Origin of the sequence: Nocardioides sp. Root1257 (assembly GCF_001425175.1) — a bacterium.
In the GTDB taxonomy this organism is placed as follows: domain Bacteria; phylum Actinomycetota; class Actinomycetes; order Propionibacteriales; family Nocardioidaceae; genus Nocardioides.
On sequence record NZ_LMDV01000001.1, the window covers coordinates 603,307 to 627,395 of the forward strand.

Here is a 24,089-nt window from a genome sequence, read left to right on the forward strand (position 1 = left end):
GGACTACGCTCCGCAACGTGGAGAACCATCCCCCCGTCCGGGTGGAACGACGACCGGTCTCGGAGGAGGAGTCCCGGCGGGCCAACGGGCCCGACTGGGACCGGTACGCCGACGAGTACCAGTCCACGCACGGCGAGTTCCTCGGCGACGCGGGCTTCGTCTGGGGCCCCGAGGGCTTCACCGAGGCCCAGGCCGGGATCCTCGGCGACGTCGCGGGACGTGACGTCCTCGAGGTCGGCTCCGGCGCCGGGCAGTGCTCGCGCTGGGTCCGCAGCCGGGGCGGGCGTGCCTACGGCCTCGACCTCTCCTTCCGTCAGCTCCAGCACTCGCGACGCATCGACGTGGAGACGGGGCTCAGCGTGCCCTCGGTGCTCGGCACCGCGACCGCGCTCCCCTTCGCCGACAGCTCCTTCGACGTCGTCTTCTCGTCGTTCGGCGCGCTCCAGTTCGTGAGCGACCTCGAGAGCGCCGTCGCGGAGACGGCGCGGGTGCTGCGACCGGGCGGGCGCTACGCCTTCTCGATCACGCACCCGACCCGCTGGATGTTCCCGGACGACCCGGGCGAGGAGGGCCTCACCGCGAGCCAGTCCTACTGGGACCGCACGCCGTACGTCGAGGTCGACGACGCGACCGGGGTCGTGTCGTACGTCGAGCACCACCGCACCCTCGGTGACTGGGTGGCGCTGCTCGCCCGCTGCGGCTTCGTGATCACCGACCTGCTCGAGCCCGAGTGGCCGGACGGCCACGACCGGGTCTGGGGCGGCTGGTCCGGCGTACGCGGCCGGCTCACGCCGGGCACCGCGATCTTCGGGGCTCGGCTGGGCTGACGACGCACGCGGCACCGGGCCGAGCCCGGTGCCGCGTGCGTCAGTGCAGCTGCCTCAGTGCAGGGAGGTCGCCGTCACCTGTGGGCGTCGGCCATCTCGCGGCGGGACGCGCCGTTGCCGCCGCCTCCGCTGCGGCGGTTGGACAGCAGGACCAGGACGCCGGCGACCAGGCAGAGCCCGCCGACGACGAAGCCGATCAGCGGCACCCAGAAGAGCAGGAGGCGCAGCCCGGAGAGGTTGGACTTCGCGTCGTCCGCGAAGGTCTTCTGCTGCTCCTCGGTGAAGCCCACCTTGAGGTCGAGGACGGGCGTGCCGTCGTCGAGGTAGCGCTGCTGGTCCTGCTTCTGCTGCTGGATCGCGCCGGTCGTCGGCTCGACCCAGATCTCGATCTGCTGGTCGTAGGTGCCGTTGATGCCCTCGGCGATCTCGATCGGGGCGTCGGCGATGGAGATCTTGAAGACGTAGCAGTCGACGCCCTGGAACGTGTCCTCGCGGTCATAGATCGCCGGGAGCGCCTTGCCGACGGTGCCGTCCCAGTAGGTGTAGTCCTTCTTCTGCGTGTCGAAGGGCCACTTGTTGACGAGACCCGAGTGCGGGACGGCGTCATCCGGGAGGCCCTTGAAGTCGGGGACCGCCTCGGCCGTCACCCGGTCGGTCGCGAACACGTCGGTGGTCGCGCTCACGAGGCGCGGGTCGTCGCCGTCGACGCAGTCGGGTGCGTTGTCGATGTCGATCACCACGCAGGCCGTGCTCACCCACACCGCGGTGGAGTCATCGGAGGCATCCGAGTCGACCTTCGAGATGCTCTGGACCTTGACCGGGTTCTCGACGAGCTCACCGGTGGCGGGGTCGAGCTTCTTCACGACGCCGTCCAGGTGGGTCGTGGTGTTGACGTCGAGCGGCAGCTTCTTCAGCTGCCCTGGGGCCCACACGGTGGTCAGAACGCCGACCACCAACATGAAAGCCGCGAGCCCGAGCAGGACCAGCCCGAACACCTTGCGCTTCACTTCGCCTCCCAAGCATCCGTTAGGTTCAGCGCACCGTAGCAGTACTGGCGGGTAGACGTGAGGTGACCGTCACATTCCGTGATGGAATCTTTGCACCCGTCGTATGACACACTCCCGGGCGTGCTGAGGCCCACCCGATTCGTGCTCCTCGGTGGGCTCATGATCGCCGCGCAGCTCGGGTTCCGCGGCTGGGCGCTGTCGGGCTCGTGGTTCTACTTCGACGACCTGGCCTTCATGTCACGCGCCCTCAACCAGCCGTTCGACCTCGGCTACCTCACCGAGTCGTACGCCGGTCACCTGATGCCCGGCGGCTTCGCCGTGGCCCGGTTGCTGACCGACTGGGCCCCCTACGAGTGGTGGCCGTGGGCCCTCGTGCTGCTCCTGGCGCAGGGTGTCGCCTCGATCGGCATGTTCCGGCTGCTGATCTCCATGTTCGGTCGGCGTCCGTTCGTGCTCGTCCTTCTCGCCGGCTATCTCTTCTGGATCTTCACGGTGCCGGCCGGGGTCTGGTTCGCAGCCGGCATCAACCAGCTCCCGCTGCAGATCGCACTGGCGTTCGGTCTCACCTCCCACCTCGCCTACCTGCGCACCCGGAGGACCCGACACCTCGTCGCGACCCTCGCGTGGACCGGCTTCGGCCTGCTGTTCTACGAGAAGACGCTGCTGCTCTTCGGGCTCTACGCGATCATCGCGCTCTGCTGGTTCTCCACGGGCGCCACCCCCGCACGGTTGCGCTCCCTCTGGACGCGGTACCGCATCGGGATCCTCGTCCAGGGCGGCGTGGTCGCCGCGTACGCCGCCGCCTACGTCACGTGGGGACTCAACTTCTCCCCGGGCGAGGCCAACAACGTGCCCTGGGCGCCGGTCGCCTGGAACCTGGTCGGCGTCGCGCTGGCCCCCGGCCTCATCGGTGGGCCACTGAGCTGGCAGCCCCTCGACGTCGGCTCGTTCGCGAACCCCTCGGACCTGGTGATGCTCGCGTCGTGGGTCGCGCTCGGCGGCGCGATCTTCTATGCCTTCTACACCCGGACCCGCAGTCGCCGCGCGTGGGCGCCGCTCGGGTTCACCCTGCTCGCCAACGTCATCCTCCTCGCCTCGGCGCGAGCCAACATCGTCGGGCCCGAGATCGGCCGCGAGTACCGTTACCAGACCGAGTCCGCCGCGATCGCTGTCATCTGCCTCGGTCTCGCCTTCCTACCGCTGCTGGGCGCGGTCGAGGTCAACGAGCCCCGCGACGGTGTGGCGCGTACCTATGACGGCCGTCTCTTCGTCGGTGCGATCACGGGCGTCGTGGTCGTCCTCGCCGTGGTGTCCACCGTGCGCTACGTCGACCTGTGGCAGGACAACAACCCCTCGCGTGCCTACTTCGACAACGTGCGGAGCAGCCTGGACCGGGCGCAACAACCGGTCCCCCTCGCGAATGCCGGCGTGCCCCAGACCTTGCTGTGGTCGTTCCGCTACCCGGAGAACACCTACTCCCACCTGTTCCGCCCGTGGTCCGACCAGACCTCGTTCCCGCGCAGCTCGCTCGACGACCTGTACGTCTTCGACGGTGAGGGCCGGCTCGCCGAGGCGGTGCTGCAGCCGGCTCGCCAGATGAAGCCACCCGCGCGGTCCACCAAGGGATGCGACGGCTGGGCCATGCTCGGCGGACCGGTCACGATTCCGCTCGACGGGCCGGTCATCGGTGACGGATGGTGGATCGCGATGGACTACAGCAGCCCCGACGACACCTCCGCCCGGATCGTGGCCGGGACCGAGGTCCACGAGGTCGACCTGCCGGCCGGCGACCACCGCCTGTGGCTGCAGGCGGCCGGCACGTTCAGCAGCGTCCGCATCAACAGCTACCCGGACGACCCGGACTGGTGCGTCGACGAGCTCGCCCTGGGCTCTGTCGCGCCGGGCGAGTCCACGAGCGCCGGTTCATGAGCACGACCACGGTCGAGAGCAGCGACCGCGTGGCGAGCCGGGGGCGGTCGCGCGAGACCTGGGTCCTGGGCGCGGCCCTGGCCATGATCGTGGTCCAGCTCGGATACCGCGCGTGGGCGATCTACGGCGGCTACCTGCACATCGACGACTTCAACTTCATCTCCCGGATGGAGACCGAGGGCCTGTCGCCGCTCGTCGCCCTCGACTCGTACTTCGGGCACGTGATGCCGTCCGCGATGTATCTCAGCTGGTTCAACCAGTCCGTCGCGCCGTGGAGCTGGGCCCTGCCCGCCACCGAGCTGCTGGTGCTCCAGGCGGCGAGCAGCCTCGGTCTCCTACACCTGCTGCGCACGATGTTCGGTCTCCGACCGGGCATCCTCCCCCCGCTCGTCGTGTTCCTCAGCTCCGCGATCTCGATCGAGGGCACGATCTGGTGGGCGGCTGCGATCAACCTCCTGCCGCTGCAGGTGGCGCTGTTCTTCGGACTCGCCTCTCACATCACCTATCTCCGCACGAGGCGGTTCCGCCACGCCGTGGCCGCCAACGCGTGGATCCTGGCGGGCATCACGTTCAACGAGAAGACCGCCCTCGTGTACGCCGTCCTCGGGATCGTCACGCTGTGCTACTTCGCCGAGGGCCAGGCGCCCTCCGAGCGCATCCGGACGGCGCTGCGCGGTCGCGTCCGGGGATTCGGGATGTACGGCGCCACCGGTGCGGCGTACGTCGTCCTCTACTGGCTCGTCGGCCGCGAGTTCACCGGCGGCGAGACGTTGGGCTACCCGACCCTCCTCGTCATCCGCCGCATGGTAATGGAGGCGTTCATCCCCGGCATCATGGGCGGCCCGATCCATTGGTGGCACGTCCCGGCGCAACCCGGATCGATCGCCTGGCCCGGCGACGCCGTCGTCTACGCATCGCTCGCGCTCCTGCTCATCCTGATCTGGGAGATCCGCAAGCACCGCACGCGGACGCTCCGGGCGCTCTGGCTCCCGGCGTTCTTCCTCGCCGTCGACGTGCTGCTCACCCTGTTCACGCGAGTCCGGGTCGCGGGCGACCTCCTCAGCCTCGACTACCGCTACCAGGGCGAGCTCGCGGCGGTCTCGGCGATCGCCCTCGCGTGCATGACGATGCCGATCCTCGGCGCGACGGAGCCCTCAGAGCGGCGCAGCGCCAGCGAGTTCCTGGACCACCCACGACGCGTCGCAGTGGCCTGTGCCGTGATGGCCGGGCTCGGGGCGTGGTCGGTGTTCGGCTACACCGACCACTGGCAGTCCGACACCCAGGCCGAGCGCTGGTTCGACCGTCTCGTCCCGGAGCTGCACGCGGCGCCGAGCCCGATCCCGCTCGTCGATCGGCCGGTCCCCGACTTCGTGACCAACGGACTGCGCTACCCCGAGAACCTGATGAGCCACGTGATGGCACAGGAGTCGGCGATGGCGTTCACCTCGGTCGCCACCGACACCCTCCTGATCGTCGACGACTCCGCTGCGATCGTCCCGGTCGCCCTCCCGCCGACCCGCAAGGCCGTCGACGGTCCTCGTGCCGGATGTGGCTACCTCGTCCAGCAGGCTCCGATCCGGATCAGACTCGACGGTCCGGTCGCGTACGGCGGCTGGTGGGTGCGCATCGGATACCTGGCCAACCAGGAGAGCCGGGTGCGCGTCACCACCGGCGACGTCGTCCACGACACCACCGTGAAGCCCGGCGTCCACGCGCTCTACGTCGAGGGTGCCGACGCCTTCGACGAGGTCGAGATCGGCGGTTTGGCCCCGGGCGCATCGTTGTGCACGAATGATGTGACAGTCGGTCGCCCCGAGCCGAGCCGGCTGCCCGACGCCACCGACAGGACGACACCATGACCTTCGCGGACCGGACGTTCCCCACGCTGAACGCCGTACGTGCGATCGGCGCGGTCATGGTCGTGCTGACCCACTCCGCGTTCAACACCGGTCAGATCAACCACGGCTGGGTCGGCGCGGCGCTCGCCCGGCTGGACTTCGGGGTCACGATCTTCTTCGTCCTGTCCGGCTTCCTGCTCAGCCGCCCGTGGTTCCTGACCGCGGCGCTCGGTCGCCCGGCTCCGTCGACCCGGCACTACCTCTGGAAGCGCGCGCTCCGCATCCTGCCGCTCTACTGGGTCGTCGTCATCGTGGCGCTGACGCTGGATCCCGAGAACGCCGACCTGGGGTGGAAGGACTGGCTCGCCAACCTGACCTTCACCCAGCTCTACCGGCCGACCCTGCTGCCCAGCTCGTTGACGCAGATGTGGAGCCTGTGCACCGAGGTGGCGTTCTACCTCGTGCTGCCGCTGCTGTGCTTGCTGATGACGTGGCGCCCGGGACGCGGACACCGGCTGGACGTCCGCACCGTGGTGTGGTTTTGCGTCGCGCTGGGCGTCGTCGGCGTCTGCTGGCAGGCCGGTTTCGCCCAGGTCGAGGGCTCCGAGGGCCACTACGCCCAGTGGCTGCCGGGCTACCTGCCCTGGTTCATGGTGGGGATGGCGTACGCCGCCATCTCGGCCAGCCTCGCCGTCGAGCCGCGTGACCACCTGCTCCAGCGGGTCGCGCGCGACCTCCCCGGGTGCTGGATCCTGGCCACGGCGGTCTTCGCGATCGCGTGCTCACCGCTCGCCGGGCCGCGCACGCTGATCACCCCGGGCGGATGGGAGGCCGGCGCCAAGGTCGTCCTCTACACGGTGGCGGGAGCTCTCTACCTGCTCCCCCTCGTCTTCGGACCGGAGCGCGACGGCTGGGTGCGTACTCAGCTCAGCGGTCCGGTGGTCTTCTGGCTGGGCGAGATTTCCTACGGCATCTTCGCCATCCACATGCTCGTACTCAACGCCGTCTTCGCCGTCCTCGACATCGAGGTCTTCACCGGCCGCTTCATCACCGTGGCCGCGCTGACCCTGACCATCACGATCGCGCTGGCGACCGCCTCCTACTACCTCTTCGAGAGGCGGATCATGCGATGGAAGAACCTCCGGTTCTTCGCGCGCATGGACGTCGGCGCCAAGCCCGAGGGGGCCTCGGTCAGGTGAGGGCGCCGTGACGCCTCCCGGTGGCCGTCGGGCTCCCCGGGTCCGCCTCGACAGCGGCCGCAGGGTCGTGCTCGCCGCCGCGCTGCTGGTCGTCGCCGCGACCGTGTTCCGCGGCTGGCAGCTCCAGGGAGTCTGGTTCTTCTACGACGACCTGTACTTCATCCAGCGGGCCGTCGAGACCCCGCTGACCGCGGCGTACCTCGTCGAGCCCTACAACGGCCACCTGATGCCGGCGGGGCACCTGCTCACCTGGGTCAACGCCGCGATCGACCCCACGGAGTTCGCCTGGCCCGCCGCCGAGATCCTTCTCGGCTTCCTCGTGTACGGCGCGGTCACGGCGCGGCTCTTCCTCCGGCTGTTCGGCCGGTCGTGGCCGACGCTGGTGCCGTTGACGGTCGCCCTGTTCACACCGTTCCTCCTGCCGGCCACGATGTGGTGGGCTGCGGCGGTCAACCAGGTGCCGATGCTGATCGCGCTCGTGCTCGCCACGACGGCCTGGGTCGAGTACCTCCGCGCCCCCCGGGTCCGTCAGCTCGTCGCGACCCTGGCCTGGCTCGCCCTCGGCCTGCTGTTCGTCGAGCGCACCCTCCTGGGTCTGCCGATGCTATGGCTCCTCGCGCTGCTGTACTTCACCTCGGGCCCGCTGCCGGTGCGGCTCAGGGAGCTCGTGTCGCGCTACTGGCGGGCGATGGTCGCCCAGGGGGCCTTCGTCGGTGCCTACCTGGTCGTCTATGTCGCCTGGGCGGCGAACTTCGACGCCCGCAGCGTGACCAACCGTCCCCTGTTCGGCGTGCTGCACGACCTGGTGGGCACCGCCTTCGGCAGCGCCGCCACCGGAGGCCCGTTGCGCTGGCACGTCTCCGAGGTCACCCAGAGCGAGACCGATCCCACGCAGGTCATGCTCGCCCTCTCGTGGCTGGTCGTGCTGGTGGTCATGGTGTCATCGGCGCTCACGCGCCGACGCGGGCTGCGGGCCTGGTTGATCCCGCTGACGACGCTGCTGGCGAACGTCGCGCTGGTCTCGATCAGTCGCGCCATCTACTTCGGCGACGAGATCGCTCTCGACCTGCGGTTCCAGACCGAGTCGGCGTTGACCTGGCCGCTGGCGATCGGCCTGGCATTCCTGCCCCTTCTCGGCGCCCGCGAGTCGTCCGAGCCCCGCGAGGAGGCTCCCTGGACCCCGACGAGCCGGTCCTGGGTCCTGGTGGGCTGTCTGGCCTTCGTCGCCCTCGCAACCGTGAGCACGGCGCGCTACCCGCTCCGCAACCTCACCACGACCAGCCCGGAGCGCTACTTCTCGAACCTGGACGCGGCGCTCGCCGAGCAGCCGGACCGGCCCCTCCTCAACCGCACCGTCCCGACCTGGCTGTGGGCCCCCCTCGCCTACCCCACGAACGACTACGAGCACATGTTCGCGATGCTCGGCCGCGAGCTGGATCTTCGCGACATCGCCACCGACGAGGTGTGGGTGGTCGACGACACCGGCAACCTGCGGGTCGCCGACCTCGACGTCACCCGCAGACAGGCGCGGGGGCCCGGCGACGACGGCTGCTTCGGACACGCCGGGGCGGGCCGGTCGACCTGGCTGCTGGACGGCCCCGTCATCGGTCCTGCCTGGTACGTCCGGCTGCGCTACACCTCGCCGGCGGACACCGATGCAGTGATCACCGTCGCGGACCGCGACAACAAGATCTCCTTGGCGGCCGGGAGCCACGAGGTGCTCCTTCCCGGCCCCGCCGCGGACGCCTACAACGGCATCTCGCTGACGCTGCCGTTGGGCGCTGAGGACGTCTGCCTGCGTGATCTCGCCGTCGGCGAGATCACTCCAGCGGACTGACGTCGCCGTCGGTCGACCGGGTGGAGCGGGCAACCGCTGCGACGAGCATGCACACGGCCGCCAGGGTCCACGCCTGGCTCCACGTGACGACCCAGGACTGCTGCGTCAGACGATCCCAGCCGAGCGCCAGCCCCGCCATGACGAGGGTCAGTCCGGCCAGCCACGGCCAGGCGGCGAAGCGGCGCACGAACCGACCCAGGACGACGGCGGCCGCCGCACCGGCCAGGCCCAGCCAGCCCGCCAGGAGCCCGCCGGCGGCGACCACGACGACGACGTCGACGATCCCGGCGCGCCCGGTCGTCAGCGGCGGCAGCTCCGTGCGCGGTGGGTCGCTCCGGGCATGGTCCCCGCGGCGGGGCCACGCCCAGACGAGCACCACGCTGAGCGCGGCCAGGAGCCCGATCCCGAGCAGCACGACGAACGGCGTGCCCGGGGAGAAGTGGAACTGGACCGTGGCCGCCGCTCCGGCCGGCACCATCCACCCCTGCTTCCAGCCGTCGACGCGCACGCTCGTCAGCTCGGTGCCGTCGAGCGAGGCCGTCCAGCCGTCGTTGATGTTCTGCGGCAGCGTCAGCAGGGTCTGGCCGGCGCGGGAGGGCAGCTCGACGGCCTCGGGCGCACCCCGGTCATCACGCTCGACCGGGACCGCGCTGACGGGCGCGTCCTCCTCGCCGAGCACGCCGACGTCGGCCAGCTGCCCGTGGACCAGCGTCACCGAGTCCGCCCGGAAGACGGGCGTGGGCAGCGCCCGGAGCGAGGTCGACTGGATCGGAAGCGAGACGTCGGGGCTGCCGCAGACCTGGAGCGGCACGCTGCCGCCGTGGATCAGCGTCTTCGAGCTCGCCCGGAACGACGTGTCCCGCGTCTGGCCGCCCACGAACACCTGGGGTCCGATGCCGCACGGCAGGTCACGCGACACCCCCGCATTGCGGTTGAGCGGCTCGCCGTTGAGCTCGAGCTCGGAGATACCGGCGGGCATCTGGAGGAACTGGCCGCCGACTGCGGTGTAGCCCCGCTCCACGTCCACGACCTTGATCTCGATCTGGTCCGTGCGCCATCTCGGGAGATCGACGTCGCCCTCGTCGTCGACCCGGACGACGCGCTGCTTCGTCCCGGTCGAGACCAGCAGGGCCGTCGGCAGCGCCGCAGGGGCGGCGGGGTTCACGTCCAGGTGCAGCGTGTCGAGGCGAGTCGGTCTCGGCAGCTGCAGGTCGAGCACCTCGTCGGTGCTCTGAGCGATCCAGGTCGTGCTGGGGTCGCCGTCAGCAAGCGCCACCGGGCTGGACGCGACGTCGTTGATCGCCTGGTCGCTGGTGACCTCGACGCCGGAGGTGAGCAGCACGCTGGCGTCGACGGTCCGGCGCAGGGAGACGGTGCCGGTGAGCTGGTACGTCGAGGCGTAGGGCTGGTACCAGCGTCGGGCCAGGGTGTCGCCGTCCTCGCCGGGTGAGTAGAGACTGGGGTCGCAGTTGACGGCTCCGGCGGACTCCACACAGGTCGCGCGGTCGACGTCGCGCGTGGCCACGATCGCGTCGAGCGGGAAGCGGGGATCGGGGACCGGCAGATCCAGGTAGCGCTGGCTCGTGCCGAGCCCCCGGACCTCGCCGAGCGCGAACGAGCCAGGGAGCGCCAGGTCGTCCCCGGCCGCCGTGATCCGGAGGGTCCGCACGCGCGTGAAGTCCAGTGCGTACGTGCGTGCCTTGCCCGGCGCCGGGGCCGGCACGGTGCGCTCCTGGTCGCCGCTGCTGATCCTCAGCTCGCCCACCGGGGCCGAGCTGCGTCCGATCTGGACGGTCACGCTCGGCACGACACGTACGGCTGCGAACGTGGCGGCCCACCACTGTCCCGTCGGGTCCAGGTGCCGAGCCGATCGCCACTCCGTGGCCGGGTCGCCGTCGAGCGCAGCAGCCGGGTCGGCGCCGATCTCGATCGGGGGCTGGGCGTTGGCGTCGGCCTGCGACGTGCTCGACGTGACGGACGAGACGGCACCGGTCCAGCCGACGGTGGTCTGCCAGCGCTCGGGATCGCGCAGGAAGCGGTGCGTGTGCTCGGGGCCGTTGAGACGGTACGGCGAGTCGGGCTCCATCGTGCTGGACACGTTCGAGCGGACGGCCGCGAAGTTCGTCTCGCGCCGCTGGTTGCCGTCGGTCAGGACCTGACCACCCAGGTCACCGGGGGCGTCCTCGGCCAGCACCCGCGGCCCGGGACCGATCTGCTGCATGCCGACGTCGACGCCGGTGCCCGGGTCGCCGAGCAGCACGCCCGGGTCCTTCGTGACGGTGGCCGCCGCAGCGTCGTCGACGGTGTAGATCTCGACGGCGTGCTGGACCGCGGCGATCCCGTTGCCGTTCACCACCCGGACGTCGCTGCCCGGCGCGTAGTCGTACGCCTTCTGCCCCACCTCGGGACCGAACGACGCCGCGAGCCGGATCCCGGACGAGCCGGCCAGCACGCTCTTGATGTACGCCGGGTCGGGCGCTCGTGCGTCGAGGCGGTCCAGGTCGTTGCGCACGACCAGGGAGCCGACCCCGTTCTCCGCGAGGAAGGGGGCCAGGCTGTCGCTGGGGTGCCCGGACTCGAGGACACGGGTGATCGCATCGAGGAAGACGACGTTGCCCGGCTGCGCCAGCGGGATGACGTTGCGGACGGCCCACGGGCTGCTCGCCAGTCCTTGGAGGATGTCGTCGTGCACGTTGCCCCAGGCGTAGACCCCGAACGCCGAGGCCGGCACCACGAGCGCGACCGTCCCGTCGTCGTGCTCGTGCAGGTAGTCAGCCGCGGCGTACCAGTAGTCCGGTACCTCGGTGACGCCCTGGCGTGGTGCTGTCCGGTCCTGGGCCCAGGGCAGGACGAGGGAGGCGATCGCCAGCACGGCGGCGACCCGGAGCATCCACGATCCCGCCGTCGACACGCGGTCGCGGGCGAGCGCCGGCAGCACTGTGAGCACGTGGGCGAGGCCGAGCACGAGCGGGACGCGCAGCACCACGTCGAACTTGTGCAGGTTGCGCAGCGGGGCGAGCGTGCCGTCGAGCCACTCCCTGCGGTCCGCCGCGAGGAAGCCGGACAGGTCCCCCGCGTAGCCGAACCCGACCAGGACCACGCCTACCAGCACCCCCCAGGCGAGGAAGCGTTGGTGGGGGTTCGACCGCAGCGCGACCCCGACCAGCCCGAAGGCCGCCACGGCGGCCGCCTGGAGCAGGAGGAACGGTGTCGTCACCAGCTGCTGGCCGGCCGGGAAGTCGATGCCGGCGAAGTAGCCGACCCAGTCCGACGTGCCCACGACCGTGCGGACCAGGTCGGTCGGCACGGTGGTGATCGTCGCGTTCTCGATGTAGTCGAGGAACGGCACGCTGTAGCGGGCCAGGAAGAGCAGCGGTCCCCACCACCAGAGCGTGGCCAGGGCCGTGAAGAGCGTCCACCAGCCCAGCAGCCGCCACTTCCGGGGTCCGCCCGTCCGGGTCAGGATCCAGATCACGCCCAGGGGCAGCACCGCGGCGACCGCGATGGCGTTGACGCCGCCGCAGCAGGCGACGACGAGTGCGCTCGCCGCAGCGGCGCGGCGCACGCTCCCCCGTTGGGTGCCGACCACGAGCGGGATGAGCACCCACGGGGCCAGCGCCATCGGCCAGACCTCGACGGACGTACCGCCGAGAAGCGTCGAGATCCGCGGGGTGAGCACGAACGCGAACGCCGCGAGGACCTGGGTCAGCGGTGACCCGACCCCCAGTCGCTGGGCCAGTCGGACGATCCCGACGAACGCGAGGCACAGCAGGAGGCTCCACCACAGTCGCTGGATCACCCACGGCGGGAGCTCGAGCGCGTGACCGATCAGGAAGAACGGCCCCATCGGCCACGCGTACCCGTAGGCCTGGTTCTGGATCTGGCCGAACGCGGCGGACGGATCCCAGAGCCGGAGCCCGTTGCCGAGGAACTTGAGGGGGTTCGTGACGAGGTCGAACTTGGTGTCCGCGACCGTCCGTCCAGCGGACTGGGAGAACGCGAACGCCGTCAGGATGGCGAGATACCCAGCCATCCGCAGACGTGACGTCGCCAGCCCCCTCGCTGGGGCGTCGTCCCGGTCGCTCACGCCTTGCGCACCACGATCACGAGGTTCCAGGTCGCCAGCTCGCGTACGCCGGGCACGCGCGTCAGGCCGTAGGACCACGCCGGGTTGTAGCGCGGGATCGCGTCGAGCACGACCCCCGCCTGCTGCCGGCGGGCCCACGCGAGGCCGTCGCGCACGGTGACCGGGAAGAGCGACTCGCCGTACTTGTTCTTCGGCTCGTGGCCGTGCCGGGCGGCGTACCGCCGACGCGCGCTGGCGCCGCCGAGGTAGTGCCACGGCGAGGTCTCGTGACCGCCCCAGGGGCCGTACCAGACCGTGTAGGAGATGAAGGCGATGCCGCCGGGTCTCGTCACGCGCAGCATCTCGTCGGCCATCTCCCACGGCCGCGAGACGTGCTCGAGCACGTTCGAGGAGTAGCAGAGGTCGACCGCGCCGTCGCGGAACGGCAGGTTCATCCCGTCGCCGAGCACGGTGCCGTGCGGGATCGAGCCGAGACCCGACAGCTCACCGACGTCGGCGTCCAGGGCCCAGTACGTCGCGCCCGCGGCCTGGAAGGCGTCCCGGAAGTAGCCCGGCCCGCCCCCGACGTCCAGCACGCTGCTGCCCGCGAGGTCCAGGTAGCCCGAGAGCTGGCCCACCGAGTCGGCCGCGAGGGCGGAGTAGAAGCGGGCAGGGTCGGCCTGCTCCTGCCGGAAATCCGCCATCAGGCGCACCGACCGGCGCAGGTCGGCGCGCCACTCAGGACTCGCCGACGCCCTGCTCCCGCCCGCCCGATCCGGAGACGGGGTCGCGTACGGACTCGTCGTCGGGCTGGGCATGCGCGAACAATAACGGAGGTCACACCGCAGGACCGACCGACGGGTAACCTCGGCGGGTGCCGCCCACCCAGGACGCCCTGCTGCGTGACTGCCACGTCGCGTTCTTCAGCTGGCGGGACGGCGCGAACCCCGAGGGCGGCGGCGCCGAGCGCTACCTGGAGAAGATGGCCGCAGGCCTCGTCGCGCGCGGCTGCCGGGTCACGATCTTCACCGTCGCCTACGCCGGCGCGGCCCCCGACGAGATCGTCGACGGGATCCGCTACGTGCGCCGCGGCTCGAAGCTCTCGGTCTACCTGCTCGGCGTCTGGGCGCTGCTGCGGCGACGGCTCGGCCGGGTCGACGTCGTCGTCGACGTGCAGAACGGGCTGCCCTTCTTCACCGCCCTCGCCACGAGCAAGCCGGTGATCGTGCTGGTCCACCACGTGCACCGCGAGCAGTGGCCGGTCGTCTACCCCGGCCTGTTCGGCAAGGTCGGCTGGTGGATCGAGAGCCGGTTCGCGCCGTGGCTCTACCGCGGGCGGCAGTACGTCGTCGTCTCCCGCGCCACGCGCTCCGAGCTGCGCGAGCTGGGCGTCACCGGGCCACGCGTGGCGGTCGTGCACAACGGGACCGATCCGGTGGTCTCGACGCACACCGGCAAGACGGCGTACCCCTCCATCTGCGTGGTCGGCCGGCTCGTGCCGCACAAGCAGGTCGAGCACGCCGTCGACGCGGCGCGCGCGCTCGTGGCCGAGTTCCCCGACCTGCGGCTGCGGATCGTCGGAGACGGCTGGTGGGAGACCGAGCTGCGCACGTACGCCGCCGACCTGGTCGATCGCGGGACGGTCGTCTTCGAGGGCCACGTGAGCGAGCTGCGCAAGCAGGAGATCTACGAGGAGTCGTGGCTGATGGCGCTCCCCTCGCTCAAGGAGGGATGGGGCCTCGTGGTCGGCGAGGCCGCGGCGCACCGCACGCCCACGGTCGCCTACCGGAGCGCCGGAGGCACGCGCGAGTCGATCGTGGACGGGGTGACCGGGGTGCTCGTGGACACACCCGACGAGCTGAGCGCCGCGCTGGGGGCGCTGCTCCGCGACGACCACGGCCGACAGGTGCTGGCCAAGGCCGCCCTCGAGCACGCCTACGGCTTCACCTGGGAACACTCACAGGCGGCCTTCGCCCACGTCGTCGCGTCGGCACGACAGAACGTCCTGGTCAATGACCAGGACGTCGTCTGAAGCTGATGGGCGACCGAGCGCCCGACGGTGCTACTGGCTCTCGCCGTAGTTGAGCACCGGGTTCGTCACACTCGCGGGCGACTTGCTCGGGACCTTGGTCTGGGAGTCGACGAGGCCGAAGATGGCCGCGCCGGCCATACCGCCGCCGACCAGCAGGCTGATGCCGCCGATGAGAAATGTCTGCACGTGTTTCCTCCCTGTTCGGCGCAGAACTTATCACCTCCGACGGCGCTTTCGGGTGTTTGCGCGCCAGATGATGTGAAACACGTTCCACCCGCCCACCAGAGCCACCGAGGCGAAGGCCGTCCACGCCACGGCGACCACCGCTCGTGAGCCTGACGTCGTCTCCCGGTCGACAGGTGCGGCCAGCGCGACCAGCTCGAGCTGCGTGCCGTGGAAGAGGGTGCGCCCGGCGACCGGCGCGTCGTACTCCGGCGTCGAGGGGACGTCCAGCTCCCGGGCCACCATCCCGATGCCGAGGGCCTCGAGCTCCCGCGCACGGGACTCCGCGTCCGGCTCCGCCAGGGCGTCGAGGACCTCCGGCGTCCGCGGATCCTCGCCGGGGAGGATGCGGCCGTCGACGGCGAGCTCGTCGCTCACGACGTAGTTGGGCTGGAGGTAGCGCGGCAGGGGGTCGAGCACCCGGCGCCCGTGGTTCCACTCCGGCGCGCGATAGCTGGTGAACGGCAGGACCAGCAGGTCGCCGGGCGGAGGCTGCGCCAGGAGCTCGCGGACCTGCGCGTACTCGTCGGGGTACGTCGCCGGGGCCAGCTCGCCCGAGATCCCCCAGGCCGCGTCGGGCAGCATCGCGAGCGGGAAGAGCGCGGCACCGACGCCCACCAGGACCCGGACGGCCACCTCGCCGGCCGCGACCCGGGCCCGCTCGGCCACGCGCTCCGCCCCGGCGGCGACCATCACGGCCGTCAGCGGCGCGGCGAGCGCCAGGGCGCGGGACCCGTCGCGGAGGAGACCGCCGCCGGGGACGTGGGCCGCGAACCAGCCGAGCGATCCCGGGGCCGCCCACGACCACACCGCGAGCCCGATGCCGGTCCCCCAGAGCGCCAGCAGCGCCCACGCCGTACGCCCGCCGAGCCGGCGCCAGGCCGAGCGCACCCCGGCGGCCGCGAGCGCGAGCAGCACCAGCAACGACACCCACGCGAGGACCGTCTCGCGGCTGCCCGGCACGACCGCCGCGTTCCAGATCCCGCCCGACGACAGGGCGGCCAGCGGCGCCGGCAGCGAGCCCTCGCCCCGCAGCGCGAAGACTCCGGTCGCCGCGGTCGTCGCGCTGCCCGTGTGGAGCAGCCCGGCCACGACCCAGGGCGCGTTGGCCGCGGCGACGAGCAGCACCAGCCGTACGGCGGGGCCGCGGCGCGCCGTGAGCCCCACCGCGAGGAGCGTGACCGCCGACATCAGGCCGGCGTTGGCGCTCAGGCTGCCGATCAGCAGCAGGAACGGCAGCGCGGCGCCGATCCGCCCGTCGTCGCGGTGCCGGACGCCCTCGCGGACCAGCCACGGCAGCGCCGCCCAGCACAGCAGCACGGGCCAGTGCCCGAGCCAGAGCCGCTCCACGACGTACGGGCTCCAGACGTAGACGCTGATGGCGACCAGCTGCGCGAGGACCGAGCGCCCGACCAGGCGGGCGATGCCGAGGCCGCCGGCCACCAGCGCGCCGAGGAGCACGACCTTCTGGAGCAGCATGCCGGGCAGCACCTGGTCCAGGAGCGCGACGACGAGGTCCGACGGCACCGCGCGGGGCAGGGCCGGGCCGAGGCCCAGGAAGTCACTGCGGACGGCGAGGTCGGGCACCCACACCATGTCGAAGGTGAGCACGAAGCCCCGTCCGAGCGCGGGACCGAGCATCAGCAGGGCGAGGGCGCACGCCCAGGCCGCCGGCACCGCTCGGAGCGCGCGCACCGGCACTCAGATCGGGAGCTTGCGGAAGAGCGGCCGCGGCACGTGGCGCAGGCCGGACATCACGCCCCGCATCGCCTTGGGCACCCAGATCAGGTCGTCGCCCTTCGCGACCGCCGTCGTCACCGCGTCGGCCACCTGCTCGGCAGTGACGGAGAGCGAGGCGGCGTCGCGCCCCTCGGTCATCTTCGTGTGCACGAAGCCGGGGCGGACGACGAGCACGCGGGCGCCGCTGCCGCGCAGCGCCTCCCCGAGGCCGAGGAAGAAACCGTCCATGCCCGCCTTGGAGGCGCCGTAGGCGAAGTTCGAGCGGCGCACCCGCTCGCCGGCGACCGACGAGAGCGCCACGATCACGCCGTGGCCCTGTCGGCGCATCACCTGGGAGAGGCAGACGCCGACGCTCACCGGCGCCACGTAGTTGACCTCCGCGAGGTGCACCGCCGTGTCGTGGTCCTGCCAGGACCGCTCCTCGTCGCCGAGGACGCCGAACGCGACGACCGCGACGTCGATGTCGCGGGTGGCGGCGATCGACTCGATCAGCGCGGGGTGGCCGGCCGTGTCCGTCGCCTCGAAGTCGACGGCCTCGACCGCCAGCCCGAGCTGGCCGAGCTCGGCGACGGCACGGTCGCGCCGCTCGCCGGGGCGGGCCGCCAGGACCACCTCGGGCGAGCCGTGGCGGGCCCAGGCGCGGGCCAGGGCCAGCGCGATGTCGCTGGTGCCGCCGAGCAGGAGGACGGTCTGGGGCTGGCCGAGTGCGTTGATCATGGAGTGGCTTTCGTCAGAGGTCGAGGCGTCGGGAGAGGTCGGACTGGAGTCGGCGGTCCGGGTCGAGGCGCTCCCGGAGCTCGCGGAACTCGGGGAGGCGCGGGTACATCGTCGTCATCAGCTCCGGACGCACCCGCGCGTCCTTCGCGAGGTAGATCCGGCCGCCGGCGGCGGCCACCTGCTCGTCGAGGCGGTCGAGGAGGCCGATCAGGCCCGGCCCGGCGGGCGCGTCGACCGCGAGCGTCCAGCCGGCGCTCGGGAAGGACAGCCACCCGGAGCCGCCCGGGCCGAAGCGCTTCAGCACTGCCAGGAAGGTCGTGTGCCGATCCCCTGAGACCTGCTCCAGGATCCGTCGTACGACGTCGGCGCGGTCCTCGGGGACCACGAACTGGTACTGCAGGAACCCGTGCGGGCCGTAGAGGCGGTTCCAGTGCGCCACCCCGTCGAGCGGGTGGAAGAACGCCGAGATGCTCTGGATCTCGCCCTCGCGGAACCGTGGCGCCTTGCGGAACCACGCCTCGTTGAACACCCGGACCGTCGAGCGGGTCACCAGCCCGAACGGGGGCGCGAACGGCACGGCCAGGCGCGGCGGGGCCGGCACGGCCAGCGGTTGTACGGCGGCGGGACCGGAGAGCTGCTCGCGGGTGGCGTGCTCCCCGCGCGACAGGACCGAGCGGCCGAGCGCCCCGCCACGGGCCTCGGTGTCGATCCAGGCCACGGAGTAGGTGAAGTCGTCGTCCGAGCCGGCCATCTCGGCGAGCACGGCGTCGAGGTCGGACAGCCGTTGCGTGGTGACGTCGAGGTAGCCGGTCTCGACCGGGATCGTCCGCAGCACGGCGGACACGATGACGCCGGTCAGGCCCATCCCCCCGACGGTCGCCCAGTAGAGCTCGGGGTCCCGGTCGGGGCCGACGGTGCGCGCCGTGCCGTCCGGCAGCACCAGGTCGAGCGAGACCACCTGGTCCCCGAAGCTGCCGGTGACGTGGTGGCTCTTGCCGTGGACGTCGCAGCCGATGGCGCCGCCGACCGTCACGTAGCGGGTGCCCGGCGTCACTGGCACGAACCGGCCGCGGGGCAGCAGGAAGCGCATCAGGTCGTGCAGGCTGGTGCCCGCCGAGACCCGGACGGAGCCGTCGGCCGCCGGCTCGTCGATCACGGCCGGGAGCGGGTCCAGCACGACACCGCCGGCGTTCTGGGCGGCGTCGCCGTACGAGCGCCCGAGGCCGCGGGCGATCAGGCCGCGGGGTCCGGCTCCCCGCAGCAGGTCGGCGACCGCGTCCGGCCCGGCGTTGCGACGGACCCGGCCGGCGGTGGGCGCCGTACGCCCCCAGCCGCTGAGGACCTCGGGCTGCTCAGACATCGAGGATGCCCAGGGTCAGGACCACCAGCCAGAGCACGCCGATGCCCTGGAGGACCCGGTCGCGCCAGACGATGTCCTCCGGCTCGGCGGCCGTCCCGGCATCGATGTCGACGGCATAGCGCAGCAGCGCGCCCACGAACGGGATGATCGACAGCTCGAGCCACGGCAGCGCGCCGCCTCCCGAGTTGCTGAACGCCCAGAGGCTGTAGCCCGCGATGGTGACCCCGGCGGCCGTGCTCCAGACGAAGCGCAGGTACGACGCGGTGTAGCGCACAAGCGAGCGGCGGGTGCCGGCCTCGCTGCCGAGCGTGTGCAGCTCGGAGTAGCGCTTGCCGGCGACCATGAAGAGCGAGCCGAACCCGGCGACCAGCAGGAACCAGTCGGAGATCTCGATCGAGGCGGCGAGACCGCCCGCGACCGCGCGCATCAGGAACCCCGCGGCGACGAGCATGAGGTCGATGACGGGCTCGTGCTTCAGCCAGGCCGAGTAGAGGACCTGGATCGCGACGTACGCGAGCAGCAGGACCAGGAGCTCCCAGCTCGCGACGTACGACAGGGCTGCGGCGACGACCACGAGGCAGATCGCGACGGCGACGGCGAGACCCACGGAGAGCTGGCCGGCTGCGATCGGGCGGAACCGCTTGCGCGGGTGGACCCGGTCGGCCTCGCGGTCGACGCAGTCGTTGACCAGGTAGACCGCCGAGGACGCCAGGCAGAAGGAGACGAAGGCGATGAGCGTCGCACCGAGCACGCCCGGCTGGCCGATGTCACCCGCGGCCAGCGGGGCCGCGACGACCAGCACGTTCTTGACCCACTGACGGGGGCGCATCGAGCGCACGACGGCCAGGGCGACATTCACGGCGGCGAGTCTAGGGTGCGAGGTGGTCGCCGGGGTCGGTCGCATACGCTTCCCTCCCGTGAGCACCGCCCCGTCCCGGATCCGGTCACTGCTGGCCGGTGGCGGGTCGATCGCGATCGCGATGGGCGTCATGAACGTCGCGACCTACGCGTTCACGATGATCGCCGCGCGCGTCCTCGGACCCAAGTCCTACGGCGCGTTCGCGGGCCTGATGGCGACGCTCCTCGTGGTCTCGGTGCTGCAGCTCGGGCTCCAGGCGACGGCGGCCCGACGGATCGCCGCGGAGCCCGGTCACGTGGGGCAGATCGAGCGCACGATCCTCGGCGTCACCTACCGCGCTGCCGCCGCCCTCGGCGTGCTGCTGCTGGTGCTGACGCCGCTCCTCAACCAGATCCTGCGCCTCGACAGCCTGGCCACGGCGGCGCTGGTCTCGATCGTCTCGGTGCCGTTCACGATCATGGGCGGCCAGGCCGGGATCCTCCAGGGCGAGCGACGCTGGGCCGCGCTGTCGGTGCTCTACGTCCTGAGCGGGGTGCCGCGGCTCATCGTCGGCACCGCCCTGATCGCCTGGCGACCGACCGAGTTCGCCGCGCTCCTCGGCATCGGCATCGCCGCCTGCGCACCGGTCGTCGCCGGCTGGTGGGTGCTCCGCCGGCCCCGCGACCCGGGGGTGCAGAGCGAGGACCACGGCTTCCGGCGCGTGATGATCGAGACCTTCCACAACTCGCAGGTGCTGCTGGCGTTCTTCGCGCTGTCGAACGTCGACATCGTGCTGGCCCGCAACGTCCTGCCCGAGCACGACGCCGGCCTGTACGCCGGCGGGCTGATCCTCACCAAGGCCGTGCTCTTCCTGCCGCAGTTCATCGTGGTCATCGCGTTCCCGTCGATGGCGACCGAGGACGGGCGGCGCCGCGCGCTCACCGCGAGCCTGGCCCTGATCGCCGGCCTCGGCGTGGTCGTCAGCCTCGGCGCTGCCGTCGTCCCCGACCTCGCCCTGATCTTCGTGGGCGGCGACAGCTACGACGAGATCGCGGAGAACCTGTGGATCTTCGCGATCCTCGGCACGCTGCTCGCGATGCTCCAGCTGCTCGTCTACTCGGTGCTCGCCCGGCAGGGGCAGCGCTCCGTCTACCTCGTGTGGGCCGCCCTGGTGGCCATCGTCGCGATCGGGCTCACCACGTCGACGCTGCGCGGCCTGCTGACCACGGTGATCGTCACCGACGCCGTGCTCTTCGTCGCCCTGCTCTGCATCAGCCTGGTCGTGGTGCGTCGACCAGCGCCGGCACCGGAGCCGCTACCCGCTCAGTGAGCGGCCTCGTGCCAGCTGCTGCCGAAGCCCACCGACACGTCGAGCGGCACGGCGAGGTCGGCCGCCGCGCCCATCTGCTGGCGCACCAGGGTCTCGAGAGCCTCCCGCTCCCCCGTCGCCACCTCGAACACGAGCTCGTCGTGCACCTGCAGCAGCATCCGGGAGCGGAGCCCGGCGGACTCGATCTCGCGCTGCACGGCGAGCATCGCGACCTTGATCAGGTCGGCCGCCGACCCCTGGATAGGCGCGTTGAGCGCCATCCGGTCGGCCGCCTCCCGGCGCTGCCGGTTGTCGCTGTTGAGGTCGGGCAGGTAGCGGCGCCGCCCCTTGATCGTCTCGGTGAACCCGGACCTGCGGGCCTCGTCCACCACCCCGCCGAGGTAGTCGCGGATGCCCCCGAACGTCTCGAAGTACTCGTCCATGAGCCCCCGGGCCTCGCTGGGCTCGATGCCGAGCTGCTGGCCGAGGCCGAAGGCGGACAGGCCGTAGGCGAGGCCGTAGTTCATCGCCTTGATCTTGGCGCGCATCTCGACGGTGACGTCGTCCGCCGGCACGTCGAAGACCCGGGCGGCGGTGATGGAGTGGAAGTCGCGTCCCGACCGGAACGCCTCGATCAGCAGGGCGTCCTCCGAGAGGTGCGCCATGATCCGCATCTCGATCTGGCTGTAGTCGGCGGTCATCAGCGACTCGAAGCCCGGCCCGACCACGAAGGCCTCCCGGATCCGGCGGCCCTCCTCGGTGCGGATCGGGATGTTCTGCAGGTTGGGGTCCGTGCTGGACAGCCGGCCGGTCGCGGCGATGGTCTGGTTGAAGGTCGTGTGGATGCGACCGTCGGGCTGCACCGTCTTCAGCAGGCCCTCGATCGTCTGACGCAGGCGGATCACGTCACGGTGCCGCAGCAGGTGGAGCAGGAACGGGTGCTCGGTCTTCACGTAGAGCGCCTGCAGGGCGTCGGCGTCGGTCGTGTAGCCGGTCTTGGTGCGCTTGGTCTTCGGCATGTCGAGCTCGTCGAAGAGCACCACCTGCAGCTGCTTGGGCGAGCCCAGGTTGATCTCCTTGCCGATCACCGCATAGGCGTCCTCGGCCGCGGACCGCACCTCGGCCGCGAAGTGGCTCTCGAGGCTCTCGAGGTGCTCGACGTCGACCGCGATGCCGGTGTGCTCGAGCTCGCCCAGCAGGTGGACCAGCGGGAGCTCCACCTCAGCGAGCAGCTGGGTGCCGCCGGCGGCCTCGACCTCGCCGTCGAGCGCCTCGGCGAGGTCGATGACCGCGCGCGCGTGCAGCATCGCCGTGTCGGCGACCTCGTCCCCGCCGCCGTCGACCGGGTCGTCGAAGAGCATCGCCTGGTCGGGCTCGCTCTCGGTGCGCAGCTCGCGACGCAGGTAGCGCAGGGTGAGGTCCCCGAGGTTGTAGGAGCGCTGGTCGGGCTGCACCAGGTAGGCCGCGAGCGCGGTGTCGCTGACCAGGCCCTCCAGCCGCCAGCCCTGGGCGGTGATCGCGTGCTGGGGACCCTTCGCGTCGTGCAGCACCTTGGGCCGGGCCGGGTCCGCCAGCCAGGCGGCCAGCGCGGCGTCGTCGTCGGGCGTGAGGGTCGCGACGTCGACGTAGGCCGCGAGCCCGCTCACGTCGGCCACCGCGAGGCCCTCCACCGCACCGGTGCCCGAGCCCCAGGTGCCGCGCACGTGCACACCCACGTGCTGGCTGCCGAGCTCGGCCAGGAAGCCCGCGACCTCACCGGCGGCGAGTCGGCGGCCGGCGAGCTCGAAGCCGCCCTCCTCGACCGGGTCGTCCTCGGGACCGAGCGTGTCGATGGTGCGCTGGCGCAGCTCGCCGCGGAACTCGAGGTCGTCGAAGAGGGTGAGCGCGGTCTGCCGGTCCCAGGTCTCGAGCACCAGGTCGCCCGGCCCCTTGTCGAGGTCGAGGTCGCGGACCAGGGCATTGAGCTGCCGGTTGCGGATGACGTCGCCGAGGTGCGCGCGCAGCGCCTCGCCCTTCTTGCCGGTGATCTCGTCGGCGTGGGTGATGACGTTGTCGAGGCCGTCGTACTGGTTGATCCACTTGGCGGCGAAGCCCACCCCGACGCCCGGCACGCCGGGGAGGTTGTCGGAGGTCTCCCCCACCAGCGCGGCGATCTCGGGGTAGCGGTGCGGTGGGACGCCGTACTTGTCCTGGACCCAGGCGGGCGTCATCCGGGCCAGGTCGGAGACCCCGCGCATCGGGTAGAGCACCGTCGAGTCGTCGGTAACCAGCTGGATGGAGTCGCGGTCGCCGGTGAGGATGAGCACCTCCATGCCCGAGACCAGCGCCTGGGTGGTCAGCGTCGCGATGATGTCGTCGGCCTCGTAGCCGTCCTTCTTCAAGAAGGTGATCCCGAAGGCGTCGAGGACCTGCTCGATGATCGGGAGCTGGCTGCTGAACTCGGTCGGCGTCTTGTTGCGCCCCGCCTTGTACTCGGAGTACTCCGCGAGCCGGAAGGTCTGGCGGGAGACGTCGAAGGCGACGCCGACGTGGGTGGGCTGCTCGTCGCGGAGCACGTTGATCAGCATCGAGGTGAAGCCGTAGACCGCGTTGGTGTGCTGTCCGGTCGTCGTCGAGAAGTTCTCGACCGGCAGCGCGAAGAACGCACGGTAGGCGAGCGAGTGACCGTCGAGGAGCAGGAGGCGAGGCACCCGCCGACTCTATCGAGGACCACGGACAGGCAGGATGGCGACATGAGTGACGAGCAGCTGTCCGTGGACGACTACATCGCCGCGATGCCCGAGGGCATGGGCGGGCTGAACGAGAAGATGGGCATCGAGCTCGTCGAGATCTCCGCCGAGAAGGTCGTCGGCACGATGCCGGTGGAGGGCAACACCCAGCCCTACGGCCTGCTGCACGGCGGCGCCTCCGTCGTGCTCGCCGAGACGCTCGGGTCGGTGGGCTCCGCGGTGCACGCGCACCCCGACAAGCTGTCGGTGGGCATCGAGATCAACGCGACCCACCACCGCTCGGCGACGTCCGGCACGGTCACGGGTACGGCGACCGCGATCCACCTGGGCCGCACCACCGCGACCTACGAGGTCGTGATCACCGACGAGCGCGGCAAGCGGGTCTGCACCTCGCGGATCACCTGCGCGCTGCTCCCGCGGGAGCGGTTCGCCGACTGAG

At 71.5% G+C, this 24,089-nt stretch carries 17 protein-coding genes; 8 read left to right on the forward strand and 9 right to left on the reverse strand.

Annotated elements, in window-relative coordinates:
• Positions 1-17: 17 nt before the first annotated feature.
• Positions 18-827, forward strand: coding sequence for a class I SAM-dependent methyltransferase (locus ASC77_RS02960; RefSeq protein WP_056148672.1), 810 nt, complete (start codon positions 18-20; stop codon positions 825-827).
• 74 nt (positions 828-901) lie between these two features.
• Here ASC77_RS02960 and ASC77_RS02965 read toward each other — a convergent pair whose 3' ends face one another.
• The gene (locus ASC77_RS02965; protein ID WP_056148675.1) at positions 902-1,834 is read right to left on the reverse strand and encodes a DUF3068 domain-containing protein; all 933 of its coding nucleotides are present in this window, start codon (positions 1,832-1,834) and stop codon (positions 902-904) included.
• Between the two features lie 120 nt (positions 1,835-1,954).
• Between ASC77_RS02965 and ASC77_RS02970 the strand changes: the two genes are divergently transcribed.
• The 4 genes from ASC77_RS02970 to ASC77_RS02985 are packed head-to-tail and all read left to right on the forward strand — an operon-like array spanning position 1,955 to position 8,637.
• Entirely contained in the window at positions 1,955-3,763 is a 1,809-nt protein-coding gene (locus tag ASC77_RS02970; RefSeq protein ID WP_156390889.1) for a hypothetical protein, read from the forward strand.
• Entirely contained in the window at positions 3,760-5,622 is a 1,863-nt protein-coding gene (locus ASC77_RS02975) for a hypothetical protein (protein WP_056148681.1), read from the forward strand. Before ASC77_RS02970 ends, ASC77_RS02975 begins: the two co-directional genes overlap by 4 nt.
• Positions 5,619-6,800, forward strand: a complete 1,182-nt coding sequence (locus ASC77_RS02980) for an acyltransferase family protein (protein WP_056148684.1) — start codon at positions 5,619-5,621, stop codon at positions 6,798-6,800. Before ASC77_RS02975 ends, ASC77_RS02980 begins: the two co-directional genes overlap by 4 nt.
• 7 nt (positions 6,801-6,807) lie before the next feature.
• Positions 6,808-8,637 (forward strand): hypothetical protein, encoded by a 1,830-nt coding sequence (locus ASC77_RS02985; protein ID WP_156390890.1) that lies wholly within the window; start codon positions 6,808-6,810, stop codon positions 8,635-8,637.
• Here ASC77_RS02985 and ASC77_RS02990 read toward each other — a convergent pair.
• Entirely contained in the window at positions 8,621-12,670 is a 4,050-nt protein-coding gene (locus ASC77_RS02990) for an alpha-(1->3)-arabinofuranosyltransferase domain-containing protein (RefSeq protein ID WP_056148689.1), read from the reverse strand. The genes ASC77_RS02985 and ASC77_RS02990 overlap by 17 nt on opposite strands.
• 50 nt (positions 12,671-12,720) lie before the next feature.
• Positions 12,721-13,407, reverse strand: coding sequence for a class I SAM-dependent methyltransferase (locus ASC77_RS02995; protein ID WP_056149833.1), 687 nt, complete (start codon positions 13,405-13,407; stop codon positions 12,721-12,723).
• Positions 13,408-13,577: 170 nt separating this feature from the next.
• On the opposite strand from ASC77_RS02995, the gene ASC77_RS03000 reads away from it, so the two are divergent.
• Entirely contained in the window at positions 13,578-14,735 is a 1,158-nt protein-coding gene (locus ASC77_RS03000) for a glycosyltransferase family 4 protein (RefSeq protein WP_056148691.1), read from the forward strand.
• Positions 14,736-14,765: 30 nt separating this feature from the next.
• Here ASC77_RS03000 and ASC77_RS26440 read toward each other — a convergent pair whose 3' ends face one another.
• The 5 genes from ASC77_RS26440 to ASC77_RS03020 are packed head-to-tail and all read right to left on the reverse strand — an operon-like array spanning position 14,766 to position 19,765.
• Positions 14,766-14,921 (reverse strand): hypothetical protein, encoded by a 156-nt coding sequence (locus ASC77_RS26440; protein ID WP_156390891.1) that lies wholly within the window; start codon positions 14,919-14,921, stop codon positions 14,766-14,768.
• Between the two features lie 30 nt (positions 14,922-14,951).
• Entirely contained in the window at positions 14,952-16,652 is a 1,701-nt protein-coding gene (locus tag ASC77_RS03005) for a hypothetical protein (RefSeq protein WP_156390892.1), read from the reverse strand.
• Positions 16,653-16,658: 6 nt separating this feature from the next.
• Positions 16,659-17,414, reverse strand: coding sequence for a decaprenylphospho-beta-D-erythro-pentofuranosid-2-ulose 2-reductase (locus ASC77_RS03010; protein WP_056148694.1), 756 nt, complete (start codon positions 17,412-17,414; stop codon positions 16,659-16,661).
• Between the two features lie 13 nt (positions 17,415-17,427).
• On the reverse strand, positions 17,428-18,774 hold the full coding sequence (locus tag ASC77_RS03015) for an FAD-binding oxidoreductase (protein ID WP_056148696.1): 1,347 nt from the start codon (positions 18,772-18,774) through the stop codon (positions 17,428-17,430).
• A complete protein-coding gene (locus ASC77_RS03020; protein WP_321163686.1) occupies positions 18,767-19,765 on the reverse strand; it encodes a decaprenyl-phosphate phosphoribosyltransferase in 999 nt (332 codons plus the stop codon). Before ASC77_RS03020 ends, ASC77_RS03015 begins: the two co-directional genes overlap by 8 nt.
• Between ASC77_RS03020 and ASC77_RS03025 the strand changes: the two genes are divergently transcribed.
• Positions 19,692-20,942 carry a lipopolysaccharide biosynthesis protein gene (locus ASC77_RS03025; protein WP_235547422.1) on the forward strand — a complete coding sequence of 417 codons (1,251 nt, stop codon included), beginning with the start codon at positions 19,692-19,694 and terminating at the stop codon, positions 20,940-20,942. The two genes, ASC77_RS03020 and ASC77_RS03025, sit on opposite strands and share 74 nt — an antisense overlap.
• Here ASC77_RS03025 and polA read toward each other — a convergent pair.
• Complete coding sequence (polA, locus tag ASC77_RS03030) at positions 20,936-23,611, reverse strand: DNA polymerase I (protein WP_056148701.1); 2,676 nt, start codon at positions 23,609-23,611, stop codon at positions 20,936-20,938. The genes ASC77_RS03025 and polA overlap by 7 nt on opposite strands.
• 42 nt (positions 23,612-23,653) lie before the next feature.
• Between polA and ASC77_RS03035 the strand changes: the two genes are divergently transcribed.
• A complete protein-coding gene (locus tag ASC77_RS03035) occupies positions 23,654-24,088 on the forward strand; it encodes a PaaI family thioesterase (protein ID WP_056148703.1) in 435 nt (144 codons plus the stop codon).
• Position 24,089 lies beyond the last annotated feature (1 nt).